The 21,680-nt window shown below is 67.4% G+C and carries 22 protein-coding genes and 1 riboswitch; of the genes, 17 read left to right on the top strand and 5 right to left on the bottom strand.

Annotated elements, in window-relative coordinates:
• Positions 1 to 14 precede the first annotated feature (14 nt).
• Positions 15 to 153, bottom strand: a riboswitch (cobalamin riboswitch).
• A 165-nt stretch (positions 154 to 318) separates the two neighbouring features.
• The 3 genes from B1790_RS15510 to B1790_RS15520 are packed head-to-tail and all read left to right on the top strand — an operon-like array spanning position 319 to position 3,340.
• Positions 319 to 1,620 (top strand): transcriptional regulator, encoded by a 1,302-nt coding sequence (locus B1790_RS15510; protein WP_369832355.1) that lies wholly within the window; start codon positions 319 to 321, stop codon positions 1,618 to 1,620.
• Positions 1,621 to 1,664: 44 nt separating this feature from the next.
• Positions 1,665 to 1,970, top strand: a complete 306-nt coding sequence (locus B1790_RS15515) for a type VII secretion target (RefSeq protein ID WP_079924143.1) — start codon at positions 1,665 to 1,667, stop codon at positions 1,968 to 1,970.
• Positions 1,971 to 1,972: 2 nt separating this feature from the next.
• Positions 1,973 to 3,340 (top strand): hypothetical protein, encoded by a 1,368-nt coding sequence (locus B1790_RS15520; RefSeq protein WP_079924189.1) that lies wholly within the window; start codon positions 1,973 to 1,975, stop codon positions 3,338 to 3,340.
• Positions 3,341 to 3,345: 5 nt separating this feature from the next.
• On the opposite strand, the gene B1790_RS15525 is transcribed toward B1790_RS15520, so the two are convergent.
• Together B1790_RS15525 and B1790_RS15530 are read right to left on the bottom strand one after the other, a co-directional pair.
• Positions 3,346 to 3,927: a GNAT family N-acetyltransferase gene (locus tag B1790_RS15525; protein ID WP_233165143.1), complete on the bottom strand. Its 582-nt coding sequence runs from the start codon at positions 3,925 to 3,927 to the stop codon at positions 3,346 to 3,348.
• Between the two features lie 28 nt (positions 3,928 to 3,955).
• Positions 3,956 to 4,831, bottom strand: coding sequence for a LysR family transcriptional regulator (locus B1790_RS15530; protein WP_079924147.1), 876 nt, complete (start codon positions 4,829 to 4,831; stop codon positions 3,956 to 3,958).
• 70 nt (positions 4,832 to 4,901) lie between these two features.
• On the opposite strand from B1790_RS15530, the gene B1790_RS15535 reads away from it, so the two are divergent.
• Entirely contained in the window at positions 4,902 to 5,618 is a 717-nt protein-coding gene (locus tag B1790_RS15535) for an SDR family oxidoreductase (protein ID WP_079924149.1), read from the top strand.
• Position 5,619: 1 nt separating this feature from the next.
• On the opposite strand, the gene B1790_RS15540 is transcribed toward B1790_RS15535, so the two are convergent.
• Positions 5,620 to 6,660 (bottom strand): LLM class F420-dependent oxidoreductase, encoded by a 1,041-nt coding sequence (locus tag B1790_RS15540; RefSeq protein WP_079924150.1) that lies wholly within the window; start codon positions 6,658 to 6,660, stop codon positions 5,620 to 5,622.
• A gap of 126 nt (positions 6,661 to 6,786) precedes the next feature.
• Entirely contained in the window at positions 6,787 to 7,632 is an 846-nt protein-coding gene (locus B1790_RS15545) for a dienelactone hydrolase family protein (protein ID WP_079924152.1), read from the bottom strand.
• 56 nt (positions 7,633 to 7,688) lie between these two features.
• Between B1790_RS15545 and glmS the strand changes: the two genes are divergently transcribed.
• The 4 genes from glmS to B1790_RS15565 all read left to right on the top strand — a co-directional run bounded on the left by glmS (position 7,689) and on the right by B1790_RS15565 (position 11,540).
• Entirely contained in the window at positions 7,689 to 9,557 is a 1,869-nt protein-coding gene (gene glmS, locus B1790_RS15550; RefSeq protein WP_079924154.1) for a glutamine--fructose-6-phosphate transaminase (isomerizing), read from the top strand.
• A gap of 57 nt (positions 9,558 to 9,614) precedes the next feature.
• On the top strand, positions 9,615 to 10,205 hold the full coding sequence (locus B1790_RS15555; RefSeq protein ID WP_079924155.1) for a TetR/AcrR family transcriptional regulator: 591 nt from the start codon (positions 9,615 to 9,617) through the stop codon (positions 10,203 to 10,205).
• A gap of 90 nt (positions 10,206 to 10,295) precedes the next feature.
• Positions 10,296 to 10,703: a VOC family protein gene (locus B1790_RS15560; protein ID WP_079924156.1), complete on the top strand. Its 408-nt coding sequence runs from the start codon at positions 10,296 to 10,298 to the stop codon at positions 10,701 to 10,703.
• Positions 10,704 to 10,793: 90 nt separating this feature from the next.
• Entirely contained in the window at positions 10,794 to 11,540 is a 747-nt protein-coding gene (locus B1790_RS15565; RefSeq protein ID WP_079924191.1) for an SDR family oxidoreductase, read from the top strand.
• A gap of 13 nt (positions 11,541 to 11,553) precedes the next feature.
• Here the strand turns inward: B1790_RS15565 and B1790_RS15570 are convergent, their stop codons facing one another.
• Complete coding sequence (locus B1790_RS15570; protein WP_079924157.1) at positions 11,554 to 12,435, bottom strand: alpha/beta fold hydrolase; 882 nt, start codon at positions 12,433 to 12,435, stop codon at positions 11,554 to 11,556.
• 81 nt (positions 12,436 to 12,516) lie between these two features.
• Here B1790_RS15570 and B1790_RS15575 point away from each other — a divergent pair, with 81 nt between their 5' ends.
• From B1790_RS15575 to B1790_RS15610, 9 genes are all read left to right on the top strand, one after another.
• On the top strand, positions 12,517 to 12,990 hold the full coding sequence (locus B1790_RS15575) for a CGNR zinc finger domain-containing protein (protein ID WP_233165144.1): 474 nt from the start codon (positions 12,517 to 12,519) through the stop codon (positions 12,988 to 12,990).
• Between the two features lie 70 nt (positions 12,991 to 13,060).
• A complete protein-coding gene (locus B1790_RS15580; RefSeq protein WP_079924160.1) occupies positions 13,061 to 13,738 on the top strand; it encodes an O-methyltransferase in 678 nt (225 codons plus the stop codon).
• Positions 13,739 to 13,742: 4 nt separating this feature from the next.
• The gene (locus B1790_RS15585) at positions 13,743 to 14,498 is read left to right on the top strand and encodes a siderophore-interacting protein (protein ID WP_079924161.1); all 756 of its coding nucleotides are present in this window, start codon (positions 13,743 to 13,745) and stop codon (positions 14,496 to 14,498) included.
• Positions 14,499 to 14,614: 116 nt separating this feature from the next.
• Positions 14,615 to 14,773 carry a hypothetical protein gene (locus B1790_RS34700; protein WP_158083825.1) on the top strand — a complete coding sequence of 53 codons (159 nt, stop codon included), beginning with the start codon at positions 14,615 to 14,617 and terminating at the stop codon, positions 14,771 to 14,773.
• A 133-nt stretch (positions 14,774 to 14,906) separates the two neighbouring features.
• Positions 14,907 to 15,959 carry a helix-turn-helix domain-containing protein gene (locus B1790_RS15590; RefSeq protein ID WP_142271327.1) on the top strand — a complete coding sequence of 351 codons (1,053 nt, stop codon included), beginning with the start codon at positions 14,907 to 14,909 and terminating at the stop codon, positions 15,957 to 15,959.
• A gap of 677 nt (positions 15,960 to 16,636) precedes the next feature.
• A complete protein-coding gene (locus B1790_RS15595) occupies positions 16,637 to 18,487 on the top strand; it encodes an NAD(P)/FAD-dependent oxidoreductase (RefSeq protein WP_158083826.1) in 1,851 nt (616 codons plus the stop codon).
• Complete coding sequence (locus tag B1790_RS15600; RefSeq protein ID WP_079924165.1) at positions 18,484 to 18,867, top strand: hypothetical protein; 384 nt, start codon at positions 18,484 to 18,486, stop codon at positions 18,865 to 18,867. Before B1790_RS15595 ends, B1790_RS15600 begins: the two co-directional genes overlap by 4 nt.
• On the top strand, positions 18,867 to 20,297 hold the full coding sequence (locus B1790_RS15605) for an aminobutyraldehyde dehydrogenase (RefSeq protein WP_079924166.1): 1,431 nt from the start codon (positions 18,867 to 18,869) through the stop codon (positions 20,295 to 20,297). Before B1790_RS15600 ends, B1790_RS15605 begins: the two co-directional genes overlap by 1 nt.
• Before the next feature lie 18 nt (positions 20,298 to 20,315).
• Positions 20,316 to 21,653, top strand: a complete 1,338-nt coding sequence (locus B1790_RS15610) for an NAD(P)/FAD-dependent oxidoreductase (protein ID WP_079924167.1) — start codon at positions 20,316 to 20,318, stop codon at positions 21,651 to 21,653.
• Positions 21,654 to 21,680 lie beyond the last annotated feature (27 nt).

Here is a 21,680-nt window from a genome sequence, read left to right on the forward strand (position 1 = left end):
CACGCGACCCCGCTAGTTCAGGATGCACTTGGCCCAACATCTGACTCACACACCAGATTTCAGTGTGTTCACAGCGGCGCGTCCGTTCTGGATTCACACCAGATTCCTGTACGCCAAGCGCACAGCGATGATAGACCACCCGAGCCGAATAGTGGACGATCGGCGGCAGGTTGGCGCCGCTCATATGAGCGACGCCAATGCACTTGGGCGGAGACGGCCCCTCCATTCGGGCAGGAGGACTACTCTGACAACGGGTGGGGTGGACGGGCCTCGAAGCTTTGGCCGTGGAGTTTGCCGGTACTAGGAGCGTGATCTGCAGTGGGTTCGTCGAGGGCGCTGGACGGCCGTCCGCCGTCGTGGCTTACGTCGACGGCGCTGCGCACCATGCACGAGATGTTCGTCGCCGGGGAAGTCGATTCGGCCTTTCTGGCCTCCACCGCGATTCGACCCATCGTCGCGGAGAGTTGGTGCCGCAGCCTGGCCAAGGGCGTCAATCCGGACAGTGAAGGGGCGTCGTCGTCGGACGTCACGCTGTCCTTGGCCCGGATGCGCGACACGCATCCGTTGGCATCGGCGTTGCCGGTGATTCGGCGTCTACTGGTCGACGACGCGGCAGACTCGGGTGTCGTCGTGGCCGTCACGGCTGCCGACGGCACGTTGCTGTGGGTGGAGGGCGACCAGCAAGCCTGCCGCAACGCCGAGGCGATGAACTTCGTGCCCGGCTCCAACTGGAGCGAGCGTCGCGTCGGAACGAATGCGCCAGGAACCGCCCTCGCGCTTGATCGCGAAGTCCAGATCAGAAGCTCCGAGCACTTCTCCCGCGTCGTCCAGCCGTGGAGTTGCACCGCGGCACCCGTCCATGACCCCACCACCGGCGCCCTACTCGGCGCGATCGATCTGACCGGCGGCGCCGAGGTGGCGTCGGGCCAGGCGTTGGCGCTGGTTCGTGCCACCGCGGTCGCCGTGGAGAACCATCTGGCGTTGCTCCGGTTGACCGGGCCGAATGCGGGCGCCGAGCAATCGTCGAGTGCGCATCTGCGGGTGCTGGGCGCCGATCGTCCGCGGTGGCAGTTCGTCGACGACACCGGCAGGACGCGCAGCGCGTCACTGACGCCGAGGCACGCCGACATCCTGGTGCTGCTGAGCCAGCACCCCGAGGGTCTCAGCGCCGACCACCTGGCGATGATGCTCGACGACAAGGACCTCGACGTGGTGACGGTCCGCGCCGAGATGTCGCGGCTGCGACGGGTCATCCACCCCGTCATGGTCGGGTCTCGACCGTATCGACTGCTTGAACCGGTCGTCAGTGACGTCAGCGAGGTCTTCGACCAACTTCGGTCCGGCCGGGTGGGTCCGGCGCTGGATGAGTACACCGGTGCCCTTTTGCCGCAATCGATGTCGCCCGCGATCGCGCGCCTTCGGACCGAGCTCAGCACGAGCTTGCGGACCGCGGTCGTGGCAACCCGTGACATGGGTCTGCTGCGCCGGTGGTTGGACCTGCCGGAGGGACGCGACGACCGCGACGGTTGGCGGCTGCTGCACGACGGCGCAGGCGCCGGATCGGTCGGCCAGGCCCGAGCCCGCGGTCATCTCGCGGGGCTCGACATGGACCTGGCCTGAACCGACCTGGAACCAGACGCCCGCGCGCTGCGTCCTAACCGGGCATGGGAGAAATTGAATCCGCGCGCGTCGACGTCGGAGCGGTCCTCGGAGTTGCAGGCCGATGCGACGCGATCGCCGACGCCGTCGACGGCTTGGCCCGTGGGCGGCTTGGCCACCTCGTCTTCGACGGGGCCCTCGCCGGCCGTGACCACGTAGCCCGCGGAGACGCGGTGCGACGCGCGGTCGACGACGTCGTCGACCAGACTCACGCGTGGGCCAGGGCGATGCGCGAGATCGCCGCCGCGTTGCGGGCCTCCGCCGACCGCTACGTCGACGGCGACGCGCGCGGCGCCGCGCGGCTGGGGTGACGATGGCCAACCAGTTCGACGTCGCGGCCCGACTCGCCGACGGTCGACCCGCAGTCGGCGACGTCGAGGAGTACGTGGCGGCGTGCCGTCGGCTCGGCTACCAGCATCCGGACCTGACGACGCACGCCGCGCAGGTGCGCGACTGGTACTCCGGCGACGACGGTCTCGACCTGAGAGCGTTGGACTCCGATCACGGTGCCTTGGCGGCTGCCGCGTCGGCCGCCGAGGACGCCGCCCGCATGCAGGCCGACCTGATGACCGATCTCGACGCCGCCTGGTCGGGCCGGGGTGCGATGGCCGCCCGCGAATTCCTCTGGGGCAGTTGTCAATCGGCGACCGCCGTCAGCGCGGCGGTGCGGGCGGCCGCGGGCGCGGTGGCGACCCTTCGGGATGCCCTGTGGCAGGCGGTCGACGCCAAGGTGCTCGCCACCGAGGCGGTCGACGGCACGCAGCAGCCGCGGCGGACCGAGTGGATGACCGCCGCCACGACGGTGAAGACCGGGGTCGGCGACGTCGCCGCCGCCAGCGAGCTGATCGACCTCGAGGTCACGCCGTTCGTCGACCTGGAGGTCGGAGCCGGGTGGGTGGCGGCGATGCGTGACGCCGCCTCGGCAGTCGACGCCGCCTATGACGCGGCGATCGCGCGGATCACCGCGCCGGTCGTCGTGTTCGGCGTGCCAGGCACCCTCGGCCCGCGGGGTGACCGGAGCGCGACGGAACAGCCGGAGCCCGTGCCGGTGGTCGCGTCCCGGCCCGAACCCGCGGCCGTTCAGACCGTGCCCGCGGCGTCCGTCGGGTCCGCCCCGGCGTCGGTCGCGCCGGCTGCCCCACCCCTGAGTCCACCGGTGACGCCGCCGATGCCCTCGTCGGGCGACCTCGGCGCGGGTGCCCCGTCGTTGGGGTCCATGGGGTCGGCGGGCTCCGGCCTCGGTGGATTCGGACAACAGCTGTCGGATCTGATCGGTGGGCTGGTCGGCTCGGGTGGCGACCTGGCGGGCTCCGGCGGCCCTTCCGATCCCGGCCACCTCGCCGATTCCGACGAGTCCGTCGATCTTGGCGAGGACCTGGACGAGCCACCGGACGACGAGGATCCGGAAGAGGACGAGAAGACGGAGTCGGGCGAAGAGGACGAGAAGGCCGAGGAGGGTGAGGAAGTCGCAGAGCCGCAGGAGGCAGAGGAGGCCGTCGCCGACCCCGCAGCCGAACCGCCCCCGACTCCGGAACCCGCGCCTACCCCACCTCCGGAGCCGCCCGCGCCGCCGCCTGCGGTGCAGGATCTGCCCGATGCCATGGCACAGCCCCTCGCCGGGGACGCGGAGCCGACGCCGTGCGAGATCGCGGCCGACGAGCTACCGCAGGTCGGGGAGTAGTGGATTCAGTGGCCGTCGTCCCCGCTCAAGCGGGCGTGGGCGTGCATGTCGTGCCAGCCGTCGGCGTGCAACGCCGCACCGCGTCGCGTGCCCTCCTCGCGGAACCCGGCCTTGGTGGCCACGCGGCAGGAGGCGAGGTTGAGGGTTGAGTGCTGCAACTGGAGGCGGTGGAAGCCGGTGTGGAACGCCCACTCCGAGAGAGCGACGACGGCCCGCGGGCACAGTCCGCGGCCGCGCGACGAGGGGCACATCCAGTAGGCGACTTCAGCGCTGGCGTCGAACAGGTCGACGCCCTTCAACGCGATGCGGCCCAGCAAGGCGTCGTCGGCACCAACGATCGCCCAGTTGAACTCGGTCTCGGCGGTCCAGCTGCGCTGCCAGCTCGTGATCAGCTCTCGTGCTTCGTCGACGGTGTCGGCGCGCCTGATGTGCCAACGCCGAATCGCTTCGTCGTCGAACGCTGCGACGAGGGCCGCGGCGTCCTCGAGGATCCACGGTCTCAGCAGGGCGTCTCCGACAGTGATCCGCGGCTGGTCCGACGTCGAGAAGGCGCCCTTCGGCAGGGCGGGAGGAAACGCGCTGGGCACCAGACCATCTTCGCTCGTGGTTGGACGCTCAGACGGTCTGGTCGCGGCAGGCCAGCGCGGCGGCGACGAACGCGTCGCGGACCGGATCGACGACGGCCGCATCCCAGATCAGCGTGACGCGAGCGGGCGGCATGTTCTCGATCGGCACGACGCATACGTCGGGCCGCCGGTAGAACGCCGTCGCTGACCGCGGCACGATGGCGAAGCCCTCGTGGGCGGCGACGCGCTCGAGTTTCTCCTCCATGGTGGACGCCGCGCGGTGAGTGGCGCGCCGTCGTTCGGGTGTCGCGACGGCATACCACTCCGGCACGGCGGCCTGATCCTGCAGTGGGCGGTGCGAAGCCAGCTCGGCAAGTCGCACCGACCGTCGACCGGCCAGGGGGTCGTCGACGGACAGCAGCGCGTCCCGCGGTTCCTCGAGAAGCGCAGCGGTCCCGAGCCCGCGATGGTCGACGGGCTCCCGGGCGTAGACCACGTCGAGAGTGCGGGTGCGCACCAACTCGAGCTGTTCGGCCGCCCCGATCGGGACTACCTTCGCGCGGTGAGCGGGGTTCGCCGATTCGAAGTTCCGCACGGCGGCGGTCGCAAACAACCCCGGCATCACCCCCACCCGCAGGACTCGCGTGGAAACGGCGGATCGGGACAGCCTCTCTTGCAAGGCCTTTGACTCCGCAAGCAGAAAGCGCGCGTCCTGCAGCAGTTGGCTGCCTGCGTCGGTGAGTGTGGCGCCGCGCGTGTCGCGGATCAGCAGTCGGACGCCGAGTTCGCCCTCCAAGGCCCGGATCTGGCGCGACAGCACCGGCTGGGCAATGTGAAGGAGCTTCGCGGCCCGCCCGAAGTTCAGCTCCTCGGCGACGGCCACGAAGTAGCGCAGCTTGCGCATGTCGAGATCCGGCCTGTTCATACCTCCACGGTATCGCTGGGCGACGCAAAGGGTCTTGGACGGACGGCGCCGGCCGGTGGAGCGTGGAGCCATGACCTTGAAGAACGCGAAAGTCCTCGTCGTCGGCGGCACCTCGGGCATCGGACTCGGTGTCGCACGCGCGGTGGCCGACCGCGGTGCCACGGTGATCGTCGTGTCCCGGCGTCGCACCAGCGTCGACCGGGCCCTGGCCGAACTCCCCGCCGGAGCCCGCGGCGCCACCGTCGACCTCGCCGATCCCGGGGCGCTCGACCGGCTGGTCACCGAGGTCGGCGACGTCGACCACCTGGTCTACACCGCCGGCGAGCCGCTCGAGATGACGGCGCTTGCCGAGCTGACGCCGGAGGTCGTCAACGCGTTCTTCCAGACCCGCTTCATCGGTGCTCTGAGCGTTGCGCGGGTGTTCGGTCCGCGGCTGCGCGCCGGTGGCTCGATCACGCTCACCAGCGGCACGGCGGCGTGGACCCCGGGCTACGGTGTCCTTCCGTCCAGCCTGTGCGGCGCGATGAATGCGTTGACCACGGCGCTGGCAATGGAGTTGGCGCCGATCCGGGTCAACGCCGTCGCGCCGGGGCTGATCCGCACCCCCCTGTGGGATGCCATGTCCGAGGACGACCGGCAGGCGCTGTACGAGCAAGAGGCGCAACGGGTTCCACTCGGCCGCGTCGGCGAGGTGGCCGACGTCGCGCTGGCCTACCTCTACTGTATGGAGCAGGCGTTCAGCACCGGCACGGTGCTCACCGTCGAGGGTGGCACCCTGCTGGTGTGACTCAGTGCGCGAGCTCGACGAGCTCCTCGCAGAACTTCACCGTCTCGCGATCGTCGCCGGAGAGTGGGTGCACCAGCATCGTGGTGACCCCGGCCTCTGCGTAGGCGGCCAACCGCTCCTTGACGAAACCCCTTGGGCCGACCAGGGATATGTCCCGCACCAGCTCGTCGGGTACCGCGGCGATGGCGTCTTCCTTCTTGCCCGCGAGGTACAGGTCCTGGATGCGGTCGGCGACCTCACCGAAGCCGTAGCGAGTGGCCAGGTTGTGGTAGAAGTTCTTGCCGCGCGCGCCCATGCCGCCGATGTACAGCGCCAGTTGGGGTTTCGCCCACGCGAGCCGGTCGTCGACGTCGTCGCCGATGGCCAGGCTCGCCGAGACCATGACGTCGAGCGGGCCGAGGGCGGGGTCGCGCTTGGCGGCACCGGCGCGCAAGGCGTCACCCCAGACGTCGTCGGCCTTCTCGGGGTAGTAGAAGATCGGCTGCCACCCTTCGGCGATCTCGGCGGTGAGCTTGACGTTCTGCGGGCCGAGTGCGGCGATGGCGATCGGAATGCGTTCGCGGACAGGGTGATTGATGAGTTTCAGTGGCTTGCCGAGGCCGGTGCCACGGTCGGCGGGCAGGGGCACCTGGTAGTACTTGCCGTCGAACTCGACCTTGTCGCGGCGCCACACCTGGCGGCAGATCTCGACGATCTCGCGGGTGCGACCGAGCGGTGCGTCGAAGGGCACGCCGTGGAAGCCCTCCACCACCTGCGGGCCGGAGGTGCCGATGCCGAGCCGGAAGCGGCCGTCGGAGACGTAGTCCACGCCGGCGGCGGTCATCGCCAGCAGCGTCGGCGTGCGGGTGTAGATCGGGACGATGCCGGTCCCCAGTTCGATGGTCGAGGTCTTGGCCGCGAGGTAGCCCAGCTGGCTGATCGCGTCGTACGAGTAGGCCTCGGCGACCAACGCGATGTCGACCCCGCACTTCTCGAGTTCGACGACCTGGTTCGCCGCCTCCTTGAAGCCGCTGGCGTAACTCAAGAAGATTCCGGTGCGCATCCCGGAGTTATATCACCATCAACCAGTTGGTTGGGAAGGCGGGTCTGAGCGCGAGACCGCGGTTGTCGACCCGACGCGCCGACGGTGACGTCAACAACCGGAGTGTCGGCGACACGATGGCGACGCCTACGGCTTGAGGAGCGCGGCCACCTTGTTCTCCAAGGCGACCGGGTCGTCGGAGAACGGGTCGAGGACGTCGGCCTTGGGCAACGCCACCTCGGGGTCGGCGAAGTCCCGGTAGGCCTTGTCGCCGGTGAGCTCGTGCAACAGGTAGCCCGTCAGGAGCGCGCGCACGATCTTCTGGGTGCCCTTGTCGGCGCCCGGCAGCTTGAGCGCCCTGGCGACGCGGCGGCCTTCGACGAGCCCGCCTGCGGTCACCTTCTTGACCTCGCGCAGGGTCGCCGGCCTCCATGCCCTGGCCAACTCGACGGCGTTGGAGCGCAGCGACATGGGGTCACCCGGGTCGGCGAGGATCAGGCCAGGGACCCGCAGAGACGACGCGGGCTGGGTGGCGGCGGGCTTGGTGACGGTCGGGAACAGGGCGGCGGCAGCCTTGACCCGGCCGGTCATCCCCGCGGCGGCGAAGACGGCCGCCGAGCCGCCGAAACCGTGGCCGGCGACGCCGAGTTTGGTGGGGTGCACGCTGATCTTGCCGGGGCCCAGCCGCACCCCGGTGATGATGTCCAGCGTCGTACCCAGGTCGAACGCCAGATTCAGCGCCGAAGGGGCGAAGCTGGTTTCGGTACTCGGGGCGGCGGCGACGATGCCCCACGACGCCAGATGTTCCAGTGTTCCTGCGTACCGGTCGGCGGCGACCAACCAGTCGTGCCCGAATGCCACGCCGGGCAGGTTCATCCCCTTCTCGGGGGTGTAGACGAGCCCGGGCAGACCGGCAAAGGCCAGGTCACCGCGCAGTACGCGATGCGGTCCCCGACGGGTCAACGCAGCGAAGAGTTTCTTCGTCTTGGCCACCCGATGACCGTAGCTCACACCAGGTTGGGGCGGCGGCTGCACTACCCTGATAGTCCATGTGCGGAATCGTCGGCTACGTCGGACAGCGTCCTGCCCGGGACATCGTCGTCGATGCCTTGCGTCGGATGGAGTATCGGGGCTACGACTCCTCGGGCGTCGCGCTGCTCGACGGTCACGGCGGCATGGAGGTGCGTCGGCGCGCGGGACGGTTGGCCAACCTCGAGGCGGCCCTCGCGGAGTCCGACTCCGAGGGCATGACCGGTAGCACCGGCATGGGGCACACCCGGTGGGCCACCCACGGCAGGCCGACCGATCGCAACGCCCACCCGCACCGCGACGCCGCGGGCAAGATCGCCGTCGTCCACAACGGGATCATCGAGAACTTCACCGCGTTGCGTGCCGAGCTGGAGGCCGAGGGCGTCGAGTTCGCGAGCGACACCGACACCGAGGTCGCCGTCCACCTGGTGTCTTGGCAGTACCACCACGGCGCCACCGCCGGTGACTTCGTGGCCTCCGTGATGGCCGTCCTTCCGCGCCTTGAAGGCCACTTCACGCTGGTGTTCGCCAACGCGGACGACCCAGGCACCATCGTGGCCGCCAGGCGGTCGACGCCGCTGGTGATCGGCGTCGGTGACGGCGAGATGTTCCTCGGGTCCGACGTCGCCGCCTTCATCGAGCACACCCGCGAGGCCGTCGAGCTCGGCCAGGACCAGGCCGTCGTGATCACCGCGGACGGCTACGCGATCTACGACTTCCACGGCAACCGGGACGACGCCGCTGCCCGTCCGTTTCACATCGACTGGGACCTGTCCGCCGCCGAGAAGGGCGGCTACGAGTACTTCATGCTCAAGGAGATCGCCGAGCAGCCCGCGGCGGTCGCGGACACGCTGCTCGGACATTTCGCCGACGGGCGGATCGTGCTCGACGAGCAGCGCCTCAGCGACCAGGAACTCCGCGAGATCGACAAGGTCTTCATCGTCGCCTGCGGCACGGCGTATCACTCGGGGCTGCTGGCCAAGTACGCCATCGAACACTGGACGCGGCTTCCCGTCGAGGTCGAGCTGGCGAGCGAATTTCGGTACCGCGACCCGGTGCTGGACCGCAGCACGCTGGTGATCGCCATCTCGCAGTCCGGTGAGACGGCCGACACCCTGGAGGCGGTCCGCCACGCCAAGGATCAAAAGGCCAAGGTGCTGGCCATCTGCAACACGAACGGTTCGCAGATTCCCCGGGAATGCGACGCAGTGCTCTACACCCGGGCCGGGCCGGAGATCGGCGTCGCGTCCACCAAGACGTTCCTGGCGCAGGTCGCCGCCAACTACCTGGTCGGGCTGGCGCTGGCCCAGGCCCGCGGCACCAAGTATCCCGACGAGGTGGCGCGCGAATTCGGCGAACTCGAGGCGATGCCCGATCTGATCGCCCGAGTGCTGACGTGCATGGAGCCGGTGACGGCACTCGCCCATCAGTTCGCGCAATCGCAGACGGTGCTGTTCCTCGGCCGCCACGTCGGCTACCCCGTCGCGCTGGAAGGTGCGTTGAAGCTCAAGGAGCTGGCGTACATGCACGCCGAGGGCTTCGCGGCCGGCGAGCTCAAGCACGGGCCGATCGCTCTGATCGAGGACGGCCTGCCCGTCATCGTCGTGATGCCGTCGCCGAAGAACGCCGCGATGTTGCACAGCAAGCTGCTGAGCAACATCCGCGAGATCCAGGCGCGTGGCGCGGTGACGATCGTCATCGCCGAGGAAGGCGACGAGACGGTCCGGCCCTACGCCGATCACCTCATCGAGATGCCTGCGGTGTCAACGCTTCTCCAACCCTTGCTGTCGACGATTCCGCTGCAGGTGTTCGCCGCCGGGGTGGCCCAGGCCCGTGGCTACGACGTCGACAAGCCGCGGAACCTTGCGAAGTCCGTCACGGTCGAGTAGCCGCGGCGCGGACCGTGAGGGCAAACCTGACGAGATGAGCAGAAGGCGCCGCGCCGGATGAGAGATTCGTCGCCGGACGATCCGCGGTTCCGTCGATCCCGCGACCGCCTGCTGGCTGCGCTCCGGCAGGTCGCGCGGGAAGGAGATCTCACGATCCCCGCCGTCAGCGTTGCGGCCGGGGTTACCCGAGCCACGTTCTACAACCACTTCACGAGCCTCGACGAGGCTGCCTGGTACGCGATGCTCGACAGTTTCGACGAACTGCTCAGTGAGGATGCCGCCGCGCGACGTGCAGGTGCGGACCCCGCTGCCGTCGGCTTGCAGAGTCTGCGCAAGATCGTCGAATTGCTCCGGGTCGACGGAGCGTTGGCCCGTCTAGCCGACAGCTACCCCTCTGGCACGGTTCTGCCCGGTTTGGCCGACGTCGTCTTGGCCCAGGTGCGTTGGTTCCGAACCGAATTCGGCGCACCGACGACGTTGGACCCTGCCGCGGAAGAGGTCTACGTCGCGGCTGGCCTCTATGCCCTGCTGGCGACGGGTGCACGCGGCGACGGCGACCCCGTCGACGTGGCGTTGGTGGCGTATTCGCTGCTTCCCGAATGGATGAGGCACCCCGGACGCGAGGGCCCCTCCGCTCAAACTATTTGACAACTGTCTGATAGATGGCACGATGGGCCGTGACCGTGGCCAGCGCGGCTTGCGCCCAATTGTCGGTCACCAACCAGGGAGCTGTGCCCGATGATCGACCACGTCTATCTCTCCGTGAGCGACCCCGAGCGCTCGTTGACGTTCTACCTTGCCGCTTTGAAGCCCTTGGGGTGGGAAGCATTTGGCAAGTACGACTCAGAAAACGGGCCGGACACCGTTCCCGATCTCTGGGGTCTGAGCAGTCAAGCGGGGCGCAACAGCATTTGGCTCCGCCAGCGGACGGCCGGCGAGACCGGGATCTACCTCGGCTTGGTCGCCGATGACCCGTCACTGGTGGACGCGGCCTACGCCGAGGCCCTGCGGGCCGGTGGTCGCGACGACGGCATTCCCGCAGTGCGCCAATACTTCTCCGACGGCTACTACGCGGCGAACGTCGTCGACCTCGACGACAATCGACTCGAATTCGTGCACAAGAGCTGGAATCGGAAGCCGGCCTGAGCGAGCCTGCCTCGCATCGTCGACGAGCCGCGCAACCTGGCCAAGTCGGTCACCGTCGAGCGGACCGACGCATTCTGGTAAGCCTGCATGATGACCAGTGAAACGCGCACAGCCATCGTCACCGGCGCCTACGGGGGTATCGGACGAGCCATCACCGAGGTGCTCCTCGAGGAGGGCTTCGCGGTGACGATGGTCGGTCGCGATCCCGAGAGGTTGCGGACCGCCGCCGATCTTCTGGCGCCAGCCGACGGTGCCGAATTGCGTTGGATCGCGGGGTCACTCGCAGACGAGGAATTCCTCGACGAGGTGGCCGCGTCGCACGGCGAGTCCCACGGCTCCCTGGACCTGCTGGTGAACAACGCGGGCGTGGCGGGCACCAAGGCAGTCGGCGAACTCACCGCGGACTTCGTCGACGAGCAGTTCGCCGTCAACACCCGGGCGGTCATCCTGCTGACCGCTAAGTGTCTTCCCTTGCTGCGCAACGCGGTTGGCGAACGCGGTTCAGCGCAGGTGGTCAACACCGCATCCAACGCTGGCAAGCGCGGTGAGGCGATGTTGTCGTCGTACTCCGCGTCCAAGGCCGCGGTGGTGGGGTTCACCGAGGCCCTGCACGACGAACTCGCCGGCGAGGGCATCAAGGCCACCGCGATCTGCCCGGGCCTCACCGACACCCCGATGGCCGACGACTATCGCGAGGGCGGCGCGGTGGAGATGATCACCCCGCGCGACGTGGCCGAGACCGTGCGCCTGACCACCCGGCTGTCGCGGGCCTGCGTCATCCCCGAGATCGTGCTGTTGCGGCCGACGGAGTGGGTCGCGGCCTCCGAATTGCGTTGACGCGCAACCGTCGTCAGCCGAGGTGCTGCGCCAGGAACGGGCGGATCAGCGCTACGACGGCGTCGAGCTTGCTCTCCAGCAGGAAGTGGCCGCCGTCGAGGAGATTGATCTCGGCGGCGGGCAGGTCGCGACCGAAGGCCAATGCGCCGTCGGGGCCGAAGATCTGGTCGTTGCGGCCCCACACTGCCAGCAGCGGCACGTTCGAGGTGCGGAAGTATTCGTGCACGCGCGGATACAGCTCGACGTTGGTGGCATAGTCGGCGAACAGCGCCAGCTGCACCTCGACGGCCTCGTCGGTGTCGGCGACGGCGGCGTGCGCGTTGACCCAGACGTCGGGGTCGACGACGCTCGGGTCCGAAACACCGTGCGTGTATTGCCATTTCAGCCCATCGGCGCTGATGAGGTCGCGAAGGGGCTTGGCGTTGGCCTCGGAACGGTCCCGGCCGTAGACGAACAACGGTTCCATCGCGTCGCCGACGAAGCCCTCGACGTAGGCGTTGCCATTCTGCGTGACGATCGCGGCGATGCGCTCGGGGTGCCGCAGTGCGAGCCGCCACCCGACGGGTGCGCCGTAGTCCTGGACGTACAGCGCGTAGCGCGTCAGCCCAAGGTGGTCGAGCAGGGCGTCGACGTGATCGGCCAGTGAGTCGAAGGTGTAGTCGAACTCGCCGACGGGCGGCCGCTCGGAGTGGCCGAACCCGGGGTAGTCCGGGGCGATGACGTGGTAGCTGTCGGCAAGGGCAGGAATGAGGTTGCGGTACATGTGAGAACTGGCCGGGGTGCCGTGCAGCAGGACGACGGTGGGCGCGTCCGTTCGTCCCGACTCGCGGTAGAAGATCTGGCGGCCGGCGATCTCGGCGTAGCGGTGGTGCGTGCGGTGATCCAGCTGAGTCATGTCTAACCCCTTTGAAATGTTTTGGTGGTTAGCAGTGAACGCGCTGGTATCTAACCTGTCAAGTGGTCTATGGTGGTTAGCATGCAACGTGACTGGTCGGAGGCGCTTCTCGACCTGCTGAACACCACGCCCGTCGTCGACGGGACGCCCACCGAGGCGCTCGACGGGACGTGGCTGCGCGCCAACGGAGCGGCCGGGCAGCGGGTCCACGACGCCCGGGGGCTGCGCGACGACCTGCAGCGGGTGGTGCGCGGTGAGGTCCCCGGCGACGTCCTGGACGCCTATTTGCGCGGCGTCACCCAAACGCCCCAGATCGTCGGCGACGCCGTCGCGTGGCGCCTCGACGCCGACTGGTCGGCGCGGATGGTGCTCGCCTGGGGTGATTTGCAGTCCACCATGCCGGGCCGGCTCCGGCCGTGCGCGAACGGCGAATGTCACCTGTTCCTGCTCGACCGCAGCCGCGGAGGCACCGGTCGGTGGTGCTCGATGAGTGGCTGCGGCAACCGGATGAAGGCCCGCAGGCATTACGGGCGGACGGCGGGCGCGGCGACGTAGCCCTTTACGGGGCCGCCGGGCGGCGTACCCTTCCTCGAAGTAAGGGTTACCTAACTTTGGAGGCGATGGCATGGACACCCTCGATTCGGCGCCGGTGGCCGGCGTACTCACGCGACTGTTCGACGAGGCCGCGACCGCCGACGGCGCGTTGATGGCACAGATCGCCGACGAATGGGGTGACGTCGATCCCGTGGCCGAGATCCTGGCCAGGGAGGCGGCCGACTATCGGGGCCTCTACCGCGGATTCGCCGACAACTACCTGAACGTGTCCGCCGAGTTCGGGCAATTCCTCTACGTCTGCGTGCGAGCCCGGCAGGCGACGAACGTCGTGGAGTTCGGCACGTCCTTCGGCGTTTCGACGATTCACCTCGCGGCGGCGCTGCGCGACAACGGGGGCGGCCACCTGGTCGGCACCGAGCTCGAGTCGACAAAGGCGCAGCGCGCCAACGAGAACCTGGCGGCAGCGGGACTGGCCGACATCGTCGACGTCCGGGTCGGAGACGCCCTGGAGACGCTGCGCGGCGACCTCGGGGACGTGGACCTGGTGCTGCTCGACGGGGCGTTCAGCCTCTATCTGCCGGTACTTCAACTCCTCGAACCCCGACTGCGCCCCGGCGCGCTCTTGCTCGGCGAGAACGCCTCTGGCGACTACCTGAGCTACGTCCGCGATCCTGTCAACGGCTACCGTTCGGTCCCGTTGCCATTCGAGCCGGGGCGCGGCAACGAACTGTCCGTGCGGACGGCGTAGTTCAATGGCCACCCTCGTCGGCGCCACCCCACTGCTCAACGCGGTGCGTGACGCGCTGTTCCTGTCGGGCACCGTTACCGTCGTCGACCAACCCACTCCCACCATGCGCCGCATTCAACTGCGCGGGCACCGGCTGAAAGGGTTGACCTGGACGCCGGGTCAGCACATTCGGTTGCAGGTGGCCGGGTTTCGCGAATCGGTGGTGCGACTCCGCCCGCGGGACACGCTGCGGACCTATTCGATTTACCAGGCCGACCCCGACGCGGGCACGCTCGACGTCGTCATGTTCGACCACGGTCAAGCTGCGACACCGGCCAAGCGTTGGGCTGCAACCGTTTCCGTCGGTGACGAGGTGAACTTCACTCGCCCGCAGGGCAACCTGGTGGTGCGCCAAGACGCGCCGTATCACCTCTTCGCCGGGGAGGAGACGGCATCGGTTGCGTTTGCCGCGATGCTGCGATCGCTGCCCGCCGAGGCCGACGTTCACGGCGTGGTCGAGGGCGAGCCGGACGCCACCCCGCTACCCCTAGCCCACCGCCTGACGCACGTCCAGCGCGCTGGTTCGGCGGCAGACTCAGCGGTGCTGGCTGACGCGCTGCGCGCGCTCGACCTGCCCGACCAGCCCGGCGTGGCGTACCTGGCCGGCGAGGCCCGCACCATCCAGCGCCTCCGCCGGATCCTGACCGACGAGCGTGGCTGGGATCGCCGCCAGATCGTCACCAAGCCCTTCTGGACCCCCGGCCGCACCGGCATGGACTAGGAACGCCGCGGCGCGCCCACTCCTTTCTGAATCTGACGACGCGCCACGCCGCTCAACCGTCGCCATTTGCACAATCGCCGCGGTCGCACGCAGCATCACGACGTAACGTCGGCCGGGTGCGCCACTACTACACCGGTGTACTCATGCGCCAGGCCACCTTCGGCCGGGGGATCTGCGCGGTCATCGGTTCCGGCGAAAACGGCCGCGATGCCCTCTGGGTGGCAACGTTCCGCCGCCGAAACGGCGTGCGCGCGTCCGCGATCGTGCTCAACTGATCGTGTGTGTTCGCCGTCGTGGGCTCCATGCTTCCTCGCGGAACGACTGCACATGTAGATCGCGCTCAGCGCACTCGGATCCGCAGCCGACGCCGGCCGTCACTGCAGCGGAACATGGCCATCACATGGCACTGTGCTCGTAATTGGCTATCCTGATGCCTACGCGCCGCCCGACCGGGACCCGCTCGAAGGGGTGTCCATGCTTGAAGAGATACCGCCGGACGCGCATGAGTTAAGCCACGACGCCGCCCCGGAGGCGTGGTCCTCGCAAATACAGACTCAGAACATCGGGTCCTGGTCGGATGCCTTGGTGGAGACGTACGGGGCGGTCGATGTGGAGCCAGTGGCCAATAGTGCGTTCTCCGCGTCGTTGGAGCGGCGTGACTTCGACCGGTTGAAGACGGTCAGCCTGCATGGGACGCCACAGATGTTCAGCCGCACTCGACCGTTGATCAACAGCGACCCGGCCGACGAGATGATCCTGAGCATGGTCGCGACGGGTTCGGGCATGGTCGTCCAGGATGGGCGCACCGCGTTGCTGGGCCCGGGCGAGTTCACGCTCCTGGAGAGCGCTCGACCCTACTCGATGGTGATGCATGAACCGACGCGTCTGATCGATCTCATGTGGCCACGCGAGTTGATCGCCCTGAACGAGGCTGAGTCACACGAGGTGACTGCACGGACTTTCGGCGCGGATGCTCCGATGGGGAGGTTGCTCTCACCGATGCTGATGGAGCTCTACCGCGTGGATGGCGGACTCTCGAGATCCGGTGCCGTGCGGCTCTCCAAGAGCATCGCAGACCTCCTCGTCACGGCCGCGCTCGAATTGACCCAACCGAATCTGCCGGAGCTCGGATCGCGACATCGATACGACGAGATCGTGCGCTTCATCGAACACAACCTCGATGACCCGACGCTGTCCGTCGAGTCGATCGCCGAAGAGTTCTACTTCTCCCCGCGGACGGTGCATAGGGTGTTCGCGCGTCACGGGACCACCGTGGCCGCAGTGGTGAGGGATATGCGACTGGACGCGTGTCGGCAAATGATGCTGTCGACGAAGTTTCGCAACAGGTCAATCAGCTTCATCGCAAGCCAATTCGGCTACTCCAGCCTGCAGGTATTCAGTCGTGCGTTCGCAGCCCGCTACGGCAGTCCGCCGAAGGTCTACCGGGCGCTTCACCAGTAGCGTCCCCAGCCGCCGCGGTCTGATCCCGCACGCATGGCACGAATTGCAAAGATCGATGTCGCTCATCGTCAAGTTGGTCTCTCTCACCCTGCTTACGCTGCTCTGACGATGCCAGCCCCGATCACGTCGGCTCGCGTCACCAATATCCGGCATCGCAACGCACGGTAGCCCTGCGGGCGTTCCGGCACGGTTCGGGAGAGGCAATGATCATGAGCGGCAATAAGATTGCGCGTCCGCCCGGGCACAACCCTCATTCGACGTCGACGTCCACCTCGACCGCAATGGCCCCTGCACCGGAGTACTGGCCAGCTGAACCGCTTCAGCAGGTGGGCCCGGAGTGGAAGGGATTGTGGGCCAACCTGATCAATCCCGCGACGTCATGGACGAGTCCGGCGCGCCGGAGATCTCGTCCGCGTGCCGGGCGGACTCACCGGCAGGTATTGGGCGCCGGAGTACGCCCGGATGATCTCGATGTACGGACCGAATCCAGATGGCCTGGAGATCGAGGGCATCAGGTATTGGGACGTAGACCATGAAGAACCGTGGGCCGATTCAAGCCGCGGCGTGCTGACTTTTCCATCGCTCGTCTGAGAGAGGTAATCCCCATGTGTCCATCTGGCGCCCATTCCACCGGAGCGGCGGTACTCACACGCGATGAGATCGCGGACGGTCTCGCAGTGGCGGAGTTGATCCCGCTGTTGCTGGCGGTCGCGTCGATGGAGCACGACGCCGGAGTCCTGGAAGCACGCTTCCGACCAGCCCTGCTGACACCTGCTGTCGGCGCTCTCGCTCAGGGCGGGTTGAGCCCGGAAGCCATTGCCGCACTTCGCAAGGAACTCGCCGAGCAGCTGGCCGAGCTGGACGAATCGGCACTCGAACTGCGGCCGCTGTCGGACGCGTTTCTCCTCGACTGTTTGGAGTTCATGACCGGTGAGCGCGACGCAGGCTACCTGCCGATTCTGCGCCGCGAACTGAACTGGGGTGTCGATGTCGACCGGCCGCCACCAGATCTCGGTGACCGTGCCGCGGGGCGACGCGTCGCGATCATCGGCGGCGGAATCTCGGGGGTCGCACTGGCAGTGCGCCTGAGGCAGGCGGGTGTCGAGTTCGTGCTGTTCGAGAAGAATCACGACCTCGGCGGCACGTGGTTGGAGAACCGCTATCCCGGGTGTCGGCTGGACACCTCCAACTTCGGCTACAGCTTCTCCTTTGCGCAAACGATTTGGCGACACTACTTTTCGACGCAGGCGGAAGTGCGCAGCTACATACAGGGCGTCGCTGACGAGGAAGGCGTGTTGCCGTTCGTGCGGTTCGGTTGCGAGGTGTCGTCACTGAGCTGGACTGGTGAGCGATGGTGCGTCGAGGTGGGCGGATCGACCGAGGAGTTCGACTTCGTGGCCTCCGCGGTCGGACAGCTCAACAGGCCGAAACTGCCCGACATCCCTGGGCTGGCGACCTTCACCGGAGAGAGTTGGCATTCGGCGGTGTGGCCGGACGGTGCGTCGTTGGCGGGCAAGCGTGTTGCGTTGGTCGGCACCGGTGCGAGTGGCTACCAGATCGGCCCTGCGATCGTGGGAGAGGTGGAATCGCTGGCGGTGTTCCAGCGGACGCCTCCGTGGATCCTGCCCACACCCGGCTACTCCTCCGAACTCCCCGCAGCGTATGTGACACTGCTGCAACGAATTCCGGCCTACCGACGATGGCTGCGCTTCTACCAGTTCTGGGTGTCGATGGAGGGCAGGTTGCGCTTCACGCACGCCGACCCGGACTGGACGGCCCCGGGATCGGTCTCCGAGGTCAACGCCGAGTTCCGAAACGTCCTGGAGGCCTCGTTGCGCGAGCAGTTCAGTGATCGACCGGAGCTGGCCGATGTCGTCGTCCCGGCGTATCCGCCTGGAAGCAAACGCATCCTGCGAGATGACGGAGCGTGGGCGCGAACCCTCAAGCGCCCCAACGTCACCTTGATCACCGAGGGCATCGATCACGTCGAGGCTACCGGGATCGTGACCACGGACGGACGGCACGTCGAGGTCGACGTCCTGGTGTTCGCGACGGGCTTCCAAGCTGATCGGTTCCTCTCACCGATGACCGTGATCGGCGAGGATGGCAGAGAGCTGACCGAGCAGTGGGAGGACCGCGCCGAGACCTATCTCGGCATGAGCGTGCACGGCTTCCCGAACTTCGCGATGCTCTACGGCCCGAACACCAACCTGGTCGTCAACGGAAGCCTCGTATTCCTGATCGAGTGCGCCGTGGACCGCATCCTACGGATGATCGAGTTCGCCGCTGATCACGACGCGGTGTCGATCGACGTGCCCAAACGCGTGGTGGCGGACTTCGTGGAGGAGATCGATCGGGAGAACGCGGCAATGGCCTGGGGCGATCCTCGAGTCGACAACTGGTACAAGGGCGCCAGTGGTCGGGTCGTATCGGTCTGGCCGTTCTCGATGCGCCGATTCTGGGACCAGAGTCGATGCGACGACTTCGCAGACTGGACGGTCGAGCGCCATCGTCAGGAAGTGCGATGAGCGTCTCCGCGTTCGACGCGCGACGGACAGGGGTGCGGCGCCCACTGCTCGCGCACGCGCCCGCCGAGCCGTTCGGGCCGGCGCGCATCGCGCACTGGAGTTCCGCAGCGAACCTCGACCTGCTCGGCACCTACCTGATGGTGTTCGACAGCACCGGGGTGTCCGACCCTTGGACGCTGGCCTACGAAGAGTCGCTCTACGTCATCAGCGGCGAGGCGTGGATCGTCGAACTCGCCGGCGAGGACGAGTGCACCTCGACGGCCTCCGTCGGCGACCTGCTCGTGATCACGAGGGGTGCGACAGTCCGCTACGGCGGCATGGAGGGCACGCAGCTGCTGCTGTCGATTGCACCCGTCAACTGGGATACCGAAGGAGCGTAATGGAACTCAGGAATTTCATCGGGGGTGAGTACGTCGACGCGTCGACGTCGGAACGTTCGCCACTGGTCGATCCTTCGACGGGCGAGCAGTACGGTGATGCTCCGATATCGGTTCAGGACGACGTGGACCGGGCCTACGTGTCGGCGCAGGCAGCATTCGCGTCGTGGCGGCGAACCACACCCGCGGAACGTCAGTCGTCGCTGCTGGCCTTCGCCGACGCTCTACAGGCGCGGGCGGGCGATCTCGTCGAGGCCGAGAGCAGGAACACCGGTAAGCCGACCGCGTTGATCGCCGTCGAGGAGATCCCCCCGATGGTGGACCAGATCCGGTTCTTCGCAGGCGCCGCGCGCGTGCTCGATGGGCTGTCTGCAGGGGAGTACATGGCGGGCCACACCTCGTGGATTCGTCGAGAGCCGGTCGGCGTGGTCGGACAGATCGCCCCCTGGAACTACCCGATGATGATGGCGATCTGGAAGTTCGTGCCTGCCGTCGCGGCGGGAAACACCGTGGTGCTCAAACCGAGTGATACGACCCCGGTCTCGGCGCTCCTACTGGCCGAGATCGCCGCTGGCGTACTGCCCGCCGGGGTGCTCAACGTCGTCGCAGGCGACCGGGGGACCGGCCAGCGGATGGTGGCCCATCCCATTCCGCAGATGGTGTCGATCACCGGCTCTGTGCAAGCAGGAATGTCGGTGGCGCAGTCGGCAGCGGCTGACGTCAAGCGCGTGCATTTGGAGCTCGGGGGAAAGGCGCCGGTGATCGTGTTCGAGGATGCCGACCTAGACGCGGCTGCCGAGACCATCGCGACCGCGGGGCTGTTCAACGCCGGCCAGGATTGCACCGCCGCCACCCGCGTGCTGGTGCACGAAAGCGTGCAGGCTGAGTTCACCGAACGGCTGACGGCAAGGGTGGCCGCGATCGAGACTACCTACGCAAATGGGCGTCATTCAAACGGTTTCGTGCCGCCTCTGAACAACGCAGCGCAGTTCGATCGGGTTACCGCCATGTTGGATCGGATTCCATCGCATGCGATGGTCACCACCGGTGGTGGCCGCCAGGGGGACCGCGGGTTCTTCGTCCTACCCACGGTCATCACTGGGATGCGCCAGGGCGACGAGATGGCACAGCACGAGATCTTCGGTCCGGTCATCACCGCGCAGACCTTCCATGACGACGCGGACGCGTTGACGGCGGCCAACGACGTCCGCTACGGGCTCGCATCGTCGGTGTGGACCCGCGACTTCGGTCGCGCGATGCGGTTCTCGGCGGAACTGGACTTCGGGTGCGTGTGGATCAACACCCACATTCCGCTCGTCGCCGAGATGCCGCACGGCGGATTTCGGCACTCGGGGTATGGCAAGGACCTCTCGATGTACGGGTTCGAGGACTACACCCGAATCAAACACGTAATGGCCAGTCTTGCAGTCTAATTCGGAAAGGATGCCAACATGGTAGAGGGCGTGCTGGACGTCATCGTCGTCGGTGGCGGGTTGGCTGGACTGACGGCGATGCGCGATCTGCGAGAGCAGGGTCGCACAGTGCTACTCCTCGAGGCGCGGGATCGCCTTGGCGGGCGTACGTGGTATCGCCGCTTTGGTGGAACCGAGCAGTATGTGGAGCTGGGGGGCACCTGGAGCGTCGATCATCGACAGCCGTGCGTGGCGAAGGAGAAGGCGCGCTATTCCCTTGGCACGATTCAGAGTCCGGCCCCGCAGACCTGGCGCATGCGGCTGGACGGCACGGAGCGCGACGGCTGGTTGCCGGTGCCCTACGAGGACATCGCCGGATTCGAACGCGGCGTCTACCACCTGATTCACGATTCTCTGCGAATCGACTTCGGTACCCCGTTGGACCTACAGCAGGTCGACGACCTCGACGTGTCATTCGCGGAGTGGATGGACTCGAAGGACCTCGCCGACGCGACTCGCGCGTTCTTCTCGGCCTTCGTCGCGCTGAACTACGGGTGCCTGCCCGGCGAGGTGTCGACCGTTCAGTTCCTGACGTGGATCGCCGGTATGGGCAACAGTCCGTGGACCATGAGCACGGTGCTCACCGAGAAATTCGCGAACGGCACGAAATCGCTCGTCGACTGCCTGGTTGCCGAGGCCGATGCCGACATAAGGCTGTCGTGTCCAGTGGCGAGGATCGAGCAAGATGGCGACACCGTGCTGGTCACGACGAGAAGCGGCGACACCGTCCGAGCCGCGACGGCCATCGTCGCGACGCCACTGAACACCTGGTGTGACGTGGAGTTCTCGCCCGCGTTGAGCGAACCGAAGGTCCGGGCGACGGCAGTCGGGCACAACGGACACTCGGTGAAGCCTTGGACTCTGGTGACGGGCGCACCCGACTACTTCGCATCGTGGGCCTGGGACGGCGGGATGTGTTATTTATCAACGGAATTCGAGATCGACGACGGATCCGTGATGGTTGGGTTCGCCCACTCTCCCGAGGTCGTCGACATCACCGATCCCGCTGACATCGCAGCGAAGGTGAAGGCCTTTTTGCCCGGCGACGCCGAGGTGATCGGTGTCGACGGCCACGACTGGAACGCCGACGAGTTCGCCCGCGGCACGTGGGTCGCCTTCGCGCCAGGGCAACTGACCCGCTGGCACAGTGGCCTCATGGCCGCCGAGGGGCGGGTTGCCTTCGCCGGATCCGACATCGCTCCGCGATGGATGGGCTGGATGGAGGGTGCCATCGAGAGCGGGCAGCTCGCGGCACGAAAGGTCGGTGAGTTGCTGTCCCACGGCGCCGTCGACTCGATGCCGAAGACCCCTGTCTAACAACACCAGAAGCAACCCATGACCCAA

This window comes from Mycobacterium sp. AT1 (genome assembly GCF_002043095.1).
In the GTDB taxonomy this organism is placed as follows: Bacteria; Actinomycetota; Actinomycetes; order Mycobacteriales; family Mycobacteriaceae; genus Mycobacterium.

Bases quoted from the DNA above. Each gene is read 5' to 3' on its own strand.
- B1790_RS15515 (WP_079924143.1), top strand. From the start codon at position 1,665: ATGGGAGAAATTGAATCCGCGCGCGTCGACGTCGGAGCGGTCCTCGGA.
- B1790_RS15520 (WP_079924189.1), top strand. From the start codon at position 1,973: ATGGCCAACCAGTTCGACGTCGCGGCCCGACTCGCCGACGGTCGACCC.
- B1790_RS15530 (WP_079924147.1), bottom strand. From the start codon at position 4,831: ATGAACAGGCCGGATCTCGACATGCGCAAGCTGCGCTACTTCGTGGCC.
- B1790_RS15535 (WP_079924149.1), top strand. From the start codon at position 4,902: ATGACCTTGAAGAACGCGAAAGTCCTCGTCGTCGGCGGCACCTCGGGC.
- B1790_RS15540 (WP_079924150.1), bottom strand. From the start codon at position 6,660: ATGCGCACCGGAATCTTCTTGAGTTACGCCAGCGGCTTCAAGGAGGCG.
- glmS (WP_079924154.1), top strand. From the start codon at position 7,689: ATGTGCGGAATCGTCGGCTACGTCGGACAGCGTCCTGCCCGGGACATC.
- B1790_RS15555 (WP_079924155.1), top strand. From the start codon at position 9,615: ATGAGAGATTCGTCGCCGGACGATCCGCGGTTCCGTCGATCCCGCGAC.
- B1790_RS15560 (WP_079924156.1), top strand. From the start codon at position 10,296: ATGATCGACCACGTCTATCTCTCCGTGAGCGACCCCGAGCGCTCGTTG.
- B1790_RS15565 (WP_079924191.1), top strand. From the start codon at position 10,794: ATGACCAGTGAAACGCGCACAGCCATCGTCACCGGCGCCTACGGGGGT.
- B1790_RS15570 (WP_079924157.1), bottom strand. From the start codon at position 12,435: ATGACTCAGCTGGATCACCGCACGCACCACCGCTACGCCGAGATCGCC.
- B1790_RS15575 (WP_233165144.1), top strand. From the start codon at position 12,517: ATGCAACGTGACTGGTCGGAGGCGCTTCTCGACCTGCTGAACACCACG.
- B1790_RS15580 (WP_079924160.1), top strand. From the start codon at position 13,061: ATGGACACCCTCGATTCGGCGCCGGTGGCCGGCGTACTCACGCGACTG.
- B1790_RS15585 (WP_079924161.1), top strand. From the start codon at position 13,743: ATGGCCACCCTCGTCGGCGCCACCCCACTGCTCAACGCGGTGCGTGAC.
- B1790_RS15600 (WP_079924165.1), top strand. From the start codon at position 18,484: ATGAGCGTCTCCGCGTTCGACGCGCGACGGACAGGGGTGCGGCGCCCA.
- B1790_RS15605 (WP_079924166.1), top strand. From the start codon at position 18,867: ATGGAACTCAGGAATTTCATCGGGGGTGAGTACGTCGACGCGTCGACG.
- B1790_RS15610 (WP_079924167.1), top strand. From the start codon at position 20,316: ATGGTAGAGGGCGTGCTGGACGTCATCGTCGTCGGTGGCGGGTTGGCT.